This window comes from Streptomyces sp. BPTC-684 (assembly GCF_030028635.1).
Lineage (GTDB): Bacteria > Actinomycetota > Actinomycetes > Streptomycetales > Streptomycetaceae > Streptomyces > Streptomyces noboritoensis.
Window position 1 is genome coordinate 3913485 of the sequence record NZ_CP124863.1, and the last position, 13897, is coordinate 3927381.

The 13897-nt window shown below is 70.6% G+C and carries 12 protein-coding genes and 1 other RNA gene; 11 read left to right on the forward strand and 2 right to left on the reverse strand.

The annotated features are described in order from the left end of the window. Position 1: 1 nt before the first annotated feature. Together prfB and QIY60_RS17295 are read left to right on the forward strand one after the other, a co-directional pair. Positions 2–1105, forward strand: coding sequence for a peptide chain release factor 2 (gene prfB / locus QIY60_RS17290; protein ID WP_283143258.1), 1104 nt, complete (start codon positions 2–4; stop codon positions 1103–1105). A gap of 284 nt (positions 1106–1389) precedes the next feature. Continuing rightward, positions 1390–2427 (forward strand): hypothetical protein, encoded by a 1038-nt coding sequence (locus tag QIY60_RS17295; protein WP_283143259.1) that lies wholly within the window; start codon positions 1390–1392, stop codon positions 2425–2427. Between the two features lie 86 nt (positions 2428–2513). Here the strand turns inward: QIY60_RS17295 and QIY60_RS17300 are convergent, their stop codons facing one another. Continuing rightward, a complete protein-coding gene (locus QIY60_RS17300; protein WP_283143260.1) occupies positions 2514–2705 on the reverse strand; it encodes a hypothetical protein in 192 nt (63 codons plus the stop codon). 269 nt (positions 2706–2974) lie between these two features. Between QIY60_RS17300 and ftsE the strand changes: the two genes are divergently transcribed. The 5 genes from ftsE (at position 2975) to ssrA (ending at position 6863) form a co-directional block, all read left to right on the forward strand. Then, positions 2975–3664: a cell division ATP-binding protein FtsE gene (ftsE, locus tag QIY60_RS17305; protein WP_101388537.1), complete on the forward strand. Its 690-nt coding sequence runs from the start codon at positions 2975–2977 to the stop codon at positions 3662–3664. A gap of 49 nt (positions 3665–3713) precedes the next feature. Then, entirely contained in the window at positions 3714–4631 is a 918-nt protein-coding gene (gene ftsX, locus QIY60_RS17310) for a permease-like cell division protein FtsX (RefSeq protein WP_101388536.1), read from the forward strand. An 89-nt stretch (positions 4632–4720) separates the two neighbouring features. Further along, positions 4721–5893: a S41 family peptidase gene (locus QIY60_RS17315; RefSeq protein WP_283143261.1), complete on the forward strand. Its 1173-nt coding sequence runs from the start codon at positions 4721–4723 to the stop codon at positions 5891–5893. 18 nt (positions 5894–5911) lie between these two features. Then, positions 5912–6409: an SsrA-binding protein SmpB gene (smpB, locus tag QIY60_RS17320; RefSeq protein WP_190091858.1), complete on the forward strand. Its 498-nt coding sequence runs from the start codon at positions 5912–5914 to the stop codon at positions 6407–6409. A gap of 83 nt (positions 6410–6492) precedes the next feature. After that, positions 6493–6863: a transfer-messenger RNA gene (gene ssrA / locus QIY60_RS17325) on the forward strand. A 143-nt stretch (positions 6864–7006) separates the two neighbouring features. Here ssrA and QIY60_RS17330 read toward each other — a convergent pair. Beyond that, positions 7007–8287, reverse strand: a complete 1281-nt coding sequence (locus QIY60_RS17330) for an MFS transporter (protein ID WP_283143262.1) — start codon at positions 8285–8287, stop codon at positions 7007–7009. 127 nt (positions 8288–8414) lie between these two features. Here QIY60_RS17330 and QIY60_RS17335 point away from each other — a divergent pair, with 127 nt between their 5' ends. From QIY60_RS17335 to QIY60_RS17350, 4 genes are all read left to right on the forward strand, one after another. After that, positions 8415–9374 carry a LysR family transcriptional regulator gene (locus QIY60_RS17335; RefSeq protein ID WP_283143263.1) on the forward strand — a complete coding sequence of 320 codons (960 nt, stop codon included), beginning with the start codon at positions 8415–8417 and terminating at the stop codon, positions 9372–9374. 283 nt (positions 9375–9657) lie between these two features. Continuing rightward, the gene (locus tag QIY60_RS17340) at positions 9658–10368 is read left to right on the forward strand and encodes a hypothetical protein (protein WP_283143264.1); all 711 of its coding nucleotides are present in this window, start codon (positions 9658–9660) and stop codon (positions 10366–10368) included. Positions 10369–10442: 74 nt separating this feature from the next. Further along, positions 10443–12572 carry a bifunctional polysaccharide deacetylase/glycosyltransferase family 2 protein gene (locus tag QIY60_RS17345; protein WP_283145981.1) on the forward strand — a complete coding sequence of 710 codons (2130 nt, stop codon included), beginning with the start codon at positions 10443–10445 and terminating at the stop codon, positions 12570–12572. Next, complete coding sequence (locus tag QIY60_RS17350) at positions 12569–13897, forward strand: acyltransferase (protein WP_283143265.1); 1329 nt, start codon at positions 12569–12571, stop codon at positions 13895–13897. The genes QIY60_RS17345 and QIY60_RS17350 overlap by 4 nt, the downstream gene beginning before the upstream one ends.

A 13897-nucleotide genomic window follows, 5' to 3' on the forward strand; every position in this document is an offset into this window, starting at 1 on the left:
CGTGGCAGTCGTCGATGTATCCGAAGAGCTGAAGTCCCTCTCCTCGACCATGGGGTCGATCGAGGCCGTCCTGGACCTCGACAAGCTGAGGGCAGATATCGCCGTGCTCGAGGAGCAGGCCGCCGCGCCGTCCCTGTGGGACGACCCGGACGCCGCTCAGAAGATCACGAGCAAGCTTTCGCACCTCCAGGCCGAGGTCCGCAAGACCGAGACCCTGCGCGGCCGTATCGACGACCTCGCGGTGCTCTTCGAGCTCGCCCAGGAGATGGACGACGCGGACACCCTCGCGGAGGCCGAGGCCGAGCTGGTCTCCGTGCGCAAGGCGCTGGACGAGATGGAGGTCAGGACCCTCCTGTCCGGCGAGTACGCCGAGCGCGAGGCGCTGGTCAACATCCGCGCCGAGGCCGGTGGCGTCGACGCCTCCGACTTCGCCGAGCGCCTCCAGCGCATGTACCTGCGCTGGGCCGAGCGCCACGGCTACCCGACCGAGGTGTACGAGACCTCGTACGCGGAAGAGGCCGGCATCAAGTCGACCACCTTCGTGGTCAAGGCGCCGTACGCGTACGGCACGCTCTCCGTCGAGCAGGGCACGCACCGCCTGGTGCGCATCTCGCCGTTCGACAACCAGGGCCGCCGCCAGACCTCCTTCGCGGGCGTCGAGGTGCTGCCGGTCGTCGAGACCAGCGACCACGTCGAGATCGACGAGTCCGAGCTGCGCGTGGACGTGTACCGCGCCTCCGGCCCCGGCGGCCAGGGCGTCAACACCACCGACTCGGCCGTGCGCATCACGCACCTCCCGACCGGCATCGTGGTCTCCTGCCAGAACGAGCGCTCGCAGATCCAGAACAAGGCCAGCGCCATGAACGTCCTCCAGGCCAAGCTCCTTGAGCGCCGCCGCCAGGAGGAGCAGGCCAAGATGGACGCCCTCAAGGACGGCGGCAGCTCCTGGGGCAACCAGATGCGCTCCTACGTCCTGCACCCGTACCAGATGGTCAAGGACCTGCGCACCGAGTTCGAGGTCGGCAACCCGCAGGCCGTTCTGGACGGCGAGATCGACGGTTTCCTGGAAGCGGGAATTCGCTGGCGCAAGCAGCAGGAGAAGTAACCGACGGCCTTTTCGGGGCTTTGTCGACAAGGGAACTGCCGTTCATTGAGCGGCAGTTCTCTTTTTACGTCACAGTCGCAATCCCGTACGACGGGCAAGTCGCACTATTCCGGGCATTCCGTGCGCAACGGCCTTGACGCCCTTCTTAAGAGTGCGGAAGGGTGACGCGCGGCATGCGTATTTCCGGGGCGCGTGTGACGGGGGCGACGGAAAATCGGATCCCCCGGTCCCGCGGCCCCCGGGCGCTGCTCCATGACGATTGAGCTACTGGGGGTAGCAGGCAGATGACGAAAATGACGCGGGTCCGCGTTGCACGGATAGCCGCGGGCGCGGTGATCGCGGCAGGCGCGTCCCTGACCGCCGCGGGGGCGGCCCAGGCCGCCGGTGTCGACGTCAACATCGGCGGCATCAGCGCCAAGGCCGAGGCCAACAAGAGCGGTGTGGACGTCGGCCTCGGCGTCGACGGCGAGGCCGACGGCGGCACCGGCACGGTCGGTGGCATCGGCGGCGCCGACACGGGCGGCAGCACGGGCGGTTCGTCCTCCACGGGCGGCAGCTCCTCCACCGGTGGCACCAGCACCACGGGCGAGACGTCGTCGACGGGCGGCAGCTCGTCCTCCGGCGGCACCAGCACCACGGGTGAGACGTCGTCGACCGGCGGCAGCTCGACCGGTGGCAGCTCCACCAGCGGCGGCTCGACGTCGTCGACCGGTGGCATCGGCGGCGCCGACACCGGCGGCAGCACGGGTGGCTCGTCCTCCACCGGCGGCTCCACCACCTCGGGCGGTTCCTCGTCCACCGGTGGTTCGTCGTCCACAGGTGGCTCCAGCACTACGGGCGGCTCGTCCACCGGCGGCTCCACCGCCTCGGGCGGTTCCTCGTCCACCGGTGGCTCGTCCTCCACGGGCGGCACCAGCACCACCGGCGGCTCCACCACCACGGGTGGTACGACCGGCACGGGCGGCACCACGTCCACCGGTGGCACCACGAGCACCGGCGGCACCACCGCCACCGGTGGCAGCTCCACCGGCGGGTCCTCCTCGACCGGCGGCTCCTCCGCCACGGGCGGCTCCAGCAGCACCGGCGGCTCCAGCACCGGTGGCACCTGCACCGTCTCGCTCGACGGCGCCAGCTGCCCGGACAACACCGACACCGACACCGTCGGCTCGAAGCCGGTCGAGCAGGGCAAGGCCAAGGACGAGCTCGCCGAGACCGGTGCGGGCGAGACCACGTTCCTGCTGCTCGGCGCCGCGACGATGATCGCCGGTGGCATCGGCTTCCGGTTCATGCCGCGCCTGGTCGGTGGCCGCAACGTCGCGTAAGCGACACGCGCGGCAGTCGGCACGCAGAACGACAGTGGGGCCCGGGGCGCAATCGCACCCCGGGCCCCACCTGCGTAAAGCCTCCGTCACACGGTCTGGTGCGCCAGCAGGGCCACCGCGGCCACGAGCACCACGAGCAGCGTCACCAGCGCCGCCGGGCTCAGACCGCCCCAGGGGCCTTCCTGCTGCAACCGCTCGCGGTTGGCCCGGCAGACGGGGCAGCGGCCCTCGCTGACCGGCGCCGCGCAGTTCGCGCACACCAATCGGTCATAGGTCATGCGCTTTCCTCCTCCCGCGCGGCGGAGCCGCCGTATGCACCTACTGCTCCGCACAACGCTCAGGGAAACGCAACCGTTCCCCCTACCACTGTGCCAGCTCGCGCGCGTTTCGGCGCGCCCCGCCGGATTCTGCCCCCCTGAGGGGGCCCGTGGGCCGCCGTCAACAGGACATAAGGCGCATCCCCGGAACATCCCCGGACGGTGCCTGCACGGCCCAGGCCGGTTCGCGTAGTGTCACGCACACCTATTCCCGGCGACCGTGGTGCACCGTGATCCGATTCGACAACGTCTCCAAGACATATCCCAAGCAGAGCCATCCCGCTCTGCGGGACGTCTCCCTCGACATCGAGAAGGGTGAGTTCGTCTTCCTCGTCGGTTCGTCCGGCTCCGGCAAGTCGACCTTCCTCCGACTCATCCTGCGCGAGGAGCGCGCCAGCCAAGGGCAGGTGCACGTGCTCGGCAAGGACCTGGCCCGGCTCTCCAACTGGAAGGTGCCGCACATGCGGCGCCAGCTCGGGACCGTCTTCCAGGACTTCCGGCTGCTCCCCAACAAGACCGTGGCCGAGAACGTCGCCTTCGCCCAGGAGGTCATCGGGAAGCCGCGTGGGGAGATCAGGAAGGCCGTGCCCCAGGTGCTCGACCTCGTCGGGCTCGGCGGCAAGGAGGACCGCCGCCCGGGCGAGCTCTCCGGCGGCGAGCAGCAGCGCGTCGCCATCGCGCGGGCCTTCGTCAACCGGCCGATGCTGCTGATCGCGGACGAGCCGACCGGCAACCTGGACCCGCAGACCTCCGTGGGCATCATGAAGCTCCTGGACCGGATCAACCGGACCGGGACGACCGTGATCATGGCGACCCACGACCAGAACATCGTCGACCAGATGCGCAAGCGTGTTATCGAGCTCGAAAAGGGCCGTCTCGTACGTGACCAGGCGCGCGGCGTCTACGGCTACCAGCATTGATGCGCTGAGCATCGAGCCCGTAAAGCACGGAAAGGCTTAACCAGTCGCCATGCGCGCGCAGTTCGTACTCTCGGAGATCGGCGTCGGTCTCCGCCGCAACCTGACCATGACGTTCGCCGTCATCGTCTCCGTGGCCCTGTCCCTGGCCCTGTTCGGCGGTTCGCTGCTGATGCGGGACCAGGTCAACAACATGAAGGGCTACTGGTACGACAAGGTCAACGTCTCGATCTTCCTCTGCAACAAGGCCGACGCCGAGTCCGTCGCCAAGTGCTCCAAGGGCGCCGTCACCGCCCAGCAGAAGAAGGACATCGAGGGCGACCTGAAGAAGCTGGACATCGTCCAGACGGTGACCTACGAGTCGGCCGACGAGGCGTTCAAGCACTACAAGGAGCAGTTCGGCGACTCTCCGATGGCCGGTTCGATCACGCCGGACCAGATGCAGGAGTCGTTCCGGGTCAAGCTCAAGGACCCGGAGAAGTTCAAGGTGGTCGCCACCGCCTTCGCCGGGCGCGACGGCGTGCAGTCCGTCCAGGACCAGAAGGGCATCCTGGAGAACCTGTTCAGCCTGCTCGGCGGCATGAACGTGGCCGCGGTGCTGGTCATGGCGGTGATGCTGGTCGTGGCGCTGATGCTGATCGTCAACACGGTCCGCGTCTCCGCGTTCAGCAGACGGCGCGAGACCGGCATCATGCGCCTGGTGGGTGCGTCGAGCTTCTACATCCAGGCGCCGTTCATCATGGAGGCCGCCTTCGCCGGAGTGCTCGGCGGCATCGCCGCCTCCGGGATGCTGATCGTCGGCCGCTACTTCATGATCGACCACGGCCTCGACCTGTCGCACAAGCTGAACCTGATCAACTTCATCGGCTGGGACGCGGTCCTGGCCAAGCTGCCGCTGGTGCTCGCGGCGAGCGTGCTGATGCCCGCCCTCGCCGCGTTCTTCGCGCTGCGCAAGTACCTGAAGGTGTGACGCGCGCGCTTCACTGTGTGAGGTGCGCCCCGGGCGCCGTAGGAGCAACAGCCCCTGCGGCGCCCTCGCGTTGTCCTAGACTCGACGCCATGTCAGGTCCGGACAGCTGTCCCAGGTCCCGCGGAGTGCGCCGCGGGGCGACTCTGACATTGGTCTTCGTCGCGGTCCTGGCGACCGCCGCGGTGACCGGTTCGCTGCCGCAGGCCGAGGAGCGCCGCGCCCCGCTGCACGCGCTGCCCGCCTCCGCCGCAGAGCCCCGCGACCGCGGCGCCGACGTCGCCCGGGCCGCCGCCGAGGCGGTGGCCGACGGCAAGTCGGCGACCGAGGCGGCCGCCGAGGCCGTCAGCCGCAGCGGCGACCGCTGGGGCGCGGTGTACGACCCGAGCGCGTACGAGCAGTTCGAGGACGCCCTCGACGGCCGGTACACGGGCGTCGGCCTGTGGGCCCGGCGCACCGCCGACGGCCGCGTCGAGGTGACCCGCCTCCAGCCCGGTGGCCCGGCCGCCCGCGCCGGGATCAGGGCGGGCGACCGGCTCCGTACGATCGACGGCCGCGCCCTCGACACCCTGCCGGTCACCGAGGTCGTCGCCCTGCTGCGCGGCGACGGGGCCACCCCGGGCAGCCGGGTCGTCCTGGGCCTGGAGCGCGGCGGTCGGACCTGGAGCGAGTCGCTGCGGCGGGCCGAGCTCACCACCGAGGCCGTGACGGTGAGCGCGCTGCCGGGCGGCGACGTGATGATCAAGGTGGCGGCCTTCACCAAGGGCTCGGGCGAGCGGGTGCGCACGGCGGTCCGCGCGGCCCCCGGCGGCGCCGGGGTCCTCCTCGACCTGCGCGGCAACACCGGCGGCCTGGTCACCGAGGCCGCCTCGGCCGCCTCCGCCTTCCTCGACGGCGGCCTGGTCGCCACGTACGACGTGCACGGCCGCCAGCGCGCGCTGTACGCGGAGCGGGCCGGCGACACCGGCCGCCCCCTGGTCGTCCTGGTCGACAGCGGCACCATGAGCGCGGCCGAGCTGCTGACCGGGGCCCTGCAGGACCGGGGCCGGGCCGTCACGGTGGGCTCGCGCACCTTCGGCAAGGGCTCGGTCCAGATGCCGACCGACCTGCCGGACGGCTCGGTGGCCGAGCTGACCGTCGGCCACTACCGCACCCCGGCGGGCCACGGGGTCGACGGGAAGGGCATCACCCCGGACGTACCGGTCACCGACCGGGCCCAGGAGCGGGCCCAGGCGGTATTGAGTGGCCTCGGGGGGCGGTCGTAGTGCGAAAATGGCCGCACTATGGCTAAGGCAAAAGACAAGGACAAGGGCAGCGGGCGCAAGCTCGTCGCGCAGAACAAGAAGGCGCGGCACGACTACACCATCATCGACACCTACGAGTGCGGTCTCGTGCTCACCGGTACCGAGGTGAAGTCGCTGCGCCAGGGGCGGGCGTCGCTGGTCGACGGGTTCGTGCAGATCGACGGGGGCGAGGCCTGGCTGCACAACGTCCACGTGCCGGAGTACGCCCAGGGCACCTGGACCAACCACAGCGCGCGGCGCAAGCGGAAGCTGCTGATGCACCGCGCCGAGATCGACAAGCTGGAGTCCAAGTCACAGGAGTCGGGTCACACGATCGTGCCCCTCGTCCTGTACTTCAAGGAGGGCCGGGCGAAGATCGAGATCGCGCTGGCGAAGGGCAAGAAGGAGTACGACAAGCGGCAGACGCTGCGGGAGAAGCAGGACACCCGCGAGACGAACCGGGCGATCTCGGCGGCCCGGCGGCGGCAGCGGGCGTAAATATCCTGGCGAGCGGTGGTGCGCGTCGCGTACCATGGCTTCAGCACCGCCCCCCGGGGCGGAGCACATTGTTAACAAAACATGGGGATGATCGGTTTCGACAGCGGATGTCGAAGCAGGGGAAGCGTGTCGAGGAAGCGGCAATGATCTCGTAAACCATATGTCGCAACCAATAATCGCCAACACCAAGCGCGATTCCTTCGCCCTCGCTGCCTAAGTAGCGACTTTGCGAAGTGTCAGCCCGGGGGTGATCCCGACCCGGATCCTGGCATCATCAAGGGATCTAAACTTCTGAGCCCGGTCACGGGGCCCAGAAGGAAATCAAACAGTGACTGAGCCCGTCGGAGACTTGTTCGCGTGATCTCCGGGGCTGAGAAAATCGCAGCGAACTGCACACGGAGAAGCCCTGATTCCGCACCGTTGGACGCGGGTTCGATTCCCGCCATCTCCACGAGGTGAAGGTGGACCATGCTCGCAAACAGCGCGAGCCCGGTCCACCTCGTCCTCTTTCTGGGGGCATGACCCCCAGACCCCCTCATCCCATGTGAGACAAAGGCCCGGCCGCTATTGCAGCGACCGGGCCTTCGTCGTACGCCCTCACGCCCGGCGCCGAGCCGGGCCCGCCGCGCACGCCGCCAGCGCGAGGCCCGCCGCGCAGACCGGGGCGAGGTAGGCGGTCGGGGCGGAGGCGTGGTCGGTAAGCCAGCCGCCCGTGGCCGAGCCGGCCGCGATGCCGCCCAGGATCGCGGTGACCGCCAGGGTCATCCCCTCGTTGAGACGGCCCTCGGGGGTGAGGCGCTGGACCAGGGTCATCCCGGTGACCATCGTCGGCGCGGTCGCCGCGCCCGCAAGGAGCAGGGCACCCGCGAGGACGACCAGCGAACCCGTACGGGCCGCCAGCAGCGGCAGGCACATCAGGGCCGTCATCGCGCCGACGCACATGAGCAGCCGCCGGGAGACGGAACGCGCGGGCCGCACCGAGCCGTAGACCAGGCCCGCCGCACCCGACCCGGCCGCCTGGAGCGCCAGGACCGCGCCGCCCGACGGACCGTGGCCGAGCCCGGACGCGTACGCCAGGGTCACCACCTCCATCGAGCCGAACACCGCGCCCGTGGCGAGGAAGACGGCGAGCAGCGGGGCGAGGCCGGGGGAGCGCAGGGGGGAGCGGGCGGTGGTGCGCGGGGCCACCGGGGGTTCCGTGGCGCGCTGGGCCGAGAAGATCAGCACGCCCGTCATCAGGAGCACCGCGCCGGTGAGCGTGCCCGCCTCCGGGAACAGGGCCGTGCACAGGAACGCGGCGGCCACCGGGCCGAGCGTGAAGCACAGTTCGTCCACGGCCTGCTCGAAGGAGTTGGCGGTGTGCAGGGCCGCCGGGTCGCCCCGGTGGACGTGCGCCCAGCGCGCCCTCGACATCCCGCCGGTGTTCGGGGTGGTGGCGGTCGCGGCGTACGCGGCGAACAGCGTCCAGTTCGGCGCGTCCAGGCGTACGCAGAGCAGCAGCGCCAGTGAGCCGAGGACCGCGATCGCGGTGGCGGGCACGGCGACCCGGGCCTGGCCGTGGCGGTCGATGAGGCGGGCCGTCCAGGGTGCGACCAGGGCGGTCGCGGCGAGGCCGGTGGCGGTGACGGCTCCAGCGAGGGCGTACGAGCCGCGTGACCCGGCGATCATGATCACGGCGCTCACGCTGAACATGCCCATGGGGAGCCGGGCGATGAGGTTGCCCAGGGTGAAGGCGCGGGCGCCGGGGACGGCGAACAGGCGGCGGTAGGGGGCGGTCCGCACCTTTGGAGCGCGGGCCTTGCGGCGCGGCTCGCGCTCGTACGGAGCGGGCCCGGCGAGCACCAGGGTCGAGCCCGAGACGGTCATCAGTTGCGGCATGCACCGAGCTTCGCCCGGGCGGGGCGCGGGCGTCCAACACCTGATCAGAGGCCATTCACGCACCTGTGTTGTCAGTTGCCCGGTGAAGGTCTTCTGCTGTCGGCGTCCGTGCGGTTGACTGCCGTCCGTGACCCAGGACATCGACCCCCGGCTGCTGCGCGCGTTCACCGCCGTCGCCGACGAACTGCACTTCACCCGGGCCGCCGCCCGGCTCTTCGTCGCCCAGCAGGCGCTCAGCCGGGACGTGCGGCGGCTCGAACGCGACCTGGGCGCCGAGCTGTTCGTACGGACCACGCGCGCGGTGGAGCTCACCGCCGACGGCGCGCGGCTGCTGCCGTACGCGCGGCGGGTGCTCGCCGCGCACGACGAGCTGCGGGCGGGCTGGGCGGCCGAGGCCCGTCCGCTGCTCGTCGACGTCAGCGCCTCGGTCGGCACCGGCCACCGGGTGCTGGTGCGGGCCCGCGAGGCGGCGGCCGGGCACGAGTTCGTGGCGCGCTATCTGAGCGGGCTCACCGGGGCCGCCGCCGAGATCCTGGCCGGGCGCCTCGACGTCTCCTTCGGCCGGGTCGCCGGGCTCGACCCGTCGGTGCGCGCCGGACTCTCGCACCAGCCGGTGCGGTACGAGCGGATGGCGGTGCTGCTCCCCGAGGGCCACCGCCTCGCCCGCCTGGACGAGGTGCCGGTGGACGCGCTCGCGGGCGAGACGCTGTACGCGGGGGCGGGCAATCCGGCCACCGCCGAGTGGACGGATCTGGCCGCGCGGCTCTTCGCGGGGCGGGGTGCGGAACTGGCCGCGCCGTTCCCGGAGATCTCCGGGCAGGAGGAGTTCACCCGGGTGGTGCTGGGGCGCGGCTGGTCGGTGCTGGCCAGCACGGACTTCATGGAGATATCCGGGATGGTGCTGCGGCCGCTGATCGGTCCCGTACCGCTGTCACCGGTGTCGCTGGTGTGGCGCAAGGGGTTGCACCACCCCGGCCTGGAGGTTCTCAGGGAGGTCGCCCGGCGGATGGGAAAGGCCGCTGGATGGCTCGAACTGCCCCCTGATTACTGGCTTCCGGAGGGGGAACTGTCCCTCATGTCCCACTGATTCCCCTCTGTTGTTCCAGTTGAGGAACAAGACTTGGCGCGTGAACATGGCTCACATCGGCGTGCGCTACATTCATTCCCCGGGTGCGGTGTGGTAGTGGGGGTGCGTGGAGCGGGTGGGGACCCGGTCCGGAACGCAGCGCCCGCTAGAGGAGTGCGCGCAACCCGCGAATCATCCAGTGGGGAAGTGCGTACGCAAAGTGGACAATTGGCAAAAAGATGCCCCTCAGGGGCGACCCCGGAACCCGTTCGAGGAGCCCCGTAGGCCTCTCGACGACTTCACGATGGAACTGAACGTCGCCGGACGCCTGCCGGGCAACCCCCAGGCACAGGACCGGACTCAGGACCAGATCCAGACCCAGGCGCAGCCTCAGTTCCAGCCCCAGTTCCAGACCCAGGCGCAACCTCAGTTCCAGACCCAGGACCGGACGCAGGTCCAGGCCCAGGTCCCCTTCCCGGCTCAGGACCTGGCGCAGGCGCCGGTTCCCGCCGGCGACCCCGACGGCCCCGTCTTCGTGGACGAGAGCGGCCGCCGCGGCAAGAACCTGCGCCGGCTCGGCTGGGTCTTCGGCCTGGCATGCACCTGCTACGCGGTGATGCTCGTCGGCAGCCTCGTCGGCGGCAGCTCCCGCGCGCCCTGGCTCGGCATACCGGGCCCCGCCGCCAAGGAGAAGAAGACGGAGACGGTCCAGGTCACCCCGGCCCCCACCGACTCCCGCGCCCCCCGCCCGGGAACCAAGCCCGGCGCCCCCGCCAAGGGCAAGGCGCACCCCTCGGCCAGCGGCTCCGCACGGGCCAAGGCCTCCGGCACCCCCAAGCCGGGCAGGACGAAGAACTCCGGCAAGCCCACCGGCGCCTCCCCGCACCCCGGCACCTCGCAGAGCGCGAAGCCGACCGGCGGCCGCTCGGCGAGCCCCGGCCTCCCCACCGGCCCGTCCGGCAGCCCGACGGGCCTGTCGACGAAGCCGACTCCGCACTCTGGAGCCAGCACGTGAAAGCCCCTCGCCGTACGACCCGTCGTACGACTTCCCCCACCACCCCGCGCAAGCGGAGACGCCGCAGACTGCCGATGCGCTATCTGCTGCCCCTGCTCTTCCTCGTCGCCCTCTTCGCGATGCTGATGCTGCGCGGGTACGTCCACAACGAGATACTCGCCGACCACCGCATCCGCCCGGACGCCTCCACCGACACGGTGCCCGAGCGCATCCTGGACGGCGGCCCGGTCATCGACGCGCGGGGCCCGGGCAAGCCCACCAGCCTCGACATCCCCAAGCACAAACTGGTGCTCACCTTCGACGACGGCCCGGACCCCACCTGGACCCCGAAGGTGCTCGACCAGCTGAAGAAGTACCACGCGCACGGCGTCTTCTTCGTGACCGGCGCCAACGCCGCCCGCTACCCCGATCTGATCAAGCGGATGGTCGACGAGGGCCACGAGGTCGGCCTGCACACCTTCAACCACCCCGACCTCTCCTACCAGTCGCACGCCCGCATCGACTGGGAGCTCGCGCAGAACCAGCTGGCCCTCGAAGGCGCCGCCGGCATCCGCACCTCCCTCTTCCGGCCGCCGTACTCGTCGTTCGCGGACGCGATCGACGACCAGAACTGGCCGGTGATCAAGTACGTGGGCAGCCGCGGGTACATCACCGCGCTCGACTCCACGGACAGCGAGGACTGGCAGCGCCCCGGCATCAAGACGATCATCAAGAACGCCACGCCCAAGCACGGCAAGGGCGCCATCGTCCTGATGCACGACTCGGGCGGCGACCGCTCGCAGACCGTGGCCGCGCTCGACACCTTCCTGCCCGGGCTCCAGGGCAAGGGCTATGCGTTCGTGAACCTCACCGAGGCCCTGAACGCGCCGAGCGCGCACACCCCGGTCACCGGCATGGACCTGTGGAAGGGCAAGGCGTTCGTCTTCGCCGTCCAGGTCTCCGAGCACACCACCGACGTCCTGGTGGGTGGGCTCGCGGTGATCGGCGTGCTGGTCTTCGCCCGGTTCGGCCTGATGCTGATCCTGTCGTTCCTGCACGCGCGCAAGGTGCGGGCGCGCGGGTTCCGCTGGGGCCCCGAGGTCACCGAGCCGGTCTCGGTGATCGTCCCCGCGTACAACGAGCGCGAGTGCATCGCCAACACCGTGCGCTCGCTGATGGCCAGCGACCACCCCATCGAGGTGATCGTCGTCGACGACGGCTCCACCGACGGGACCGCGGACATCGTCGAGGCGATGTGGCTGCCGAACGTCCGGGTGGTCCGCCAGGTCAACGGCGGCAAGCCGTCGGCGCTCAACAACGGCATCAGGAACGCCCGTTACGACATCGTCGTGATGATGGACGGCGACACCGTCTTCGAGCCGTCGACCGTACGCGAGCTGGTGCAGCCGTTCGGCGACCCGAGGGTCGGCGCGGTCGCGGGCAACGCCAAGGTGGGCAACCGCGACTCGCTCATCGGCGCCTGGCAGCACATCGAGTACGTCATGGGCTTCAACCTGGACCGCCGGATGTACGACGTGCTCGGCTGCATGCCGACCATCCCGGGCGCGGTCGGCGCCTTCCGCCGCACCGCCCTGGAGCGGGTCGGCGGCATCAGCGAGGACACCCTCGCCGAGGACACCGACGTCACCATGGCGATGCACCGCGACGGCTGGCGGGTCGTGTACGCGGAGAACGCGCGCGCCTGGACCGAGGCGCCGGAGTCCGTACAGCAGCTCTGGTCGCAGCGCTACCGCTGGTCGTACGGCACCATGCAGGCGATCTGGAAGCACCGCCGAGCGGTCTTCGAGCGCGGCCCGTCGGGCCGCTTCGGCCGCGTGGGCCTCCCGCTGGTGTCCTTGTTCATGGTCCTGGCCCCCCTCCTGGCCCCCCTGATCGACGTGTTTCTCCTCTACGGCCTGGTCTTCGGCCCGACGCAGAAGACCGTGGTGGCGTGGCTGGGCGTCCTGGTGATCCAACTGGTCTGCGCGGCCTACGCGTTCCGCCTGGACCGCGAACGCCTCACCCACCTGGTCTCCCTCCCGCTCCAGCAGGTCCTCTACCGCCAACTGATGTACGTGGTGCTCCTCCAGTCCTGGATCACGGCCCTCACCGGGGGCCGGCTGCGGTGGCAGAAGCTGCGGCGGACGGGGGTTGTGGAGGCGCCGGGGGGGATCCCGACCCAGCGCGGCAGCAAGGAGAACGTCGACCGGAGGCCCGTCGCATGACCACCACCGAGCCCACGGGCGCCTGGCCGCAGCCCGGCCCGTACGGAACGAACGAGCACGGCGCGGCTCCCCACGCCGAGCAGGGGGCGGCTCCCTATGCCGAGCACGGCGCGGGCCACCACCTTGGGCAGGCGGCAGGGGAACCCCGCTACCTGTCTCCGCCGGCGGCGGCCCTGCGCCACAAGCCCGAGGCGCCCGCGCCCGCCAAGCCCGGCCGCGACCGCTACTTCGACCTGCTCAGGGCGCTGGCCCTGTTCCGCGTCGTCCTCTACCACCTCATGGGCTGGGCCTGGCTGCCGCTGGCCTTCCCCTCCATGGGCGTCATGTTCGCGCTCGCGGGCAACCTCATGGGGCGCTCCCTCAAGCGTCCGGCCCCCCAGGTGATCCGCAGCCGGATGCGGCGTCTGCTGCCGCCGATGTGGCTGCTGGGCGCGATCGGCGTCACCGGCATGATCGCCCAGGGCTGGGGACCGGATGCGGACGGCCACCCGGGATGGTGGTGGACGCACCTCCTCTTCTGGATCGTCCCGCTGAGCGACCCTCCGTACGCGTCCGACCTTCCCGGAGTGCACGGGTTCCTGGACGGCTCCTGGGCGGGCAACGTCGCCGAGCCGCTCTGGTACCTGCGCGCGTACCTCTGGTACGTCCTGCTGTCGCCGCTGATCCTGCGATACCTGCGCAAGGTGCCGTGGACGACGATCCTGGCGCCGCTGGTGCTGTCGGCGGTCATGACCTTCGGCAGCTTCGACCTGCCGGAGCGGATCGACTCCACGATCACCGACTTCTCCACGTTCGGCGCCTGCTGGGTCCTGGGCATGGCCCACCAGCAGGGCGTCCTGAGCCGCGTTCCGCGGTACATCGTCCCGGCGGTGGTCCCGTTCATCCTCGGCGTCGGCCTCTGGTGGGCCATGCGGAACGACTTCGGGGGTGAGAACGAGCTGGACGGCATCCCGCTCGCCCAGGCCCTCTGGTCGTTCGGCGCCGTACTGCTGCTCCTCCACTTCAGCCCTTCGTGGTCCGAGTGGCCGCCGAAGCTGCGCCGTTGGGACCGGCTGATCATCCTGCTCAACTCCCGTGCGGTGACGGTCTATCTCTGGCACAACGTGTGCATCCTCGCCGCGGCGACGATGTGGGACCAGCTGTGGGGCTTCGGCTCCCTGGGCGAGAGCGTGCCGTGGCTGCTGGACAGCCCCTGGCCGGTGCTCGCCTTCACCTGGGTGCTGATCGGCCTGTGCGTCCTGAGCTTCGGCTGGATCGAGGACGTGGCGGCCAAGCGCAGCCCCAGACTGTGGCCGGACGGCAGGTCCACAGGGGGGAAGCGCTGA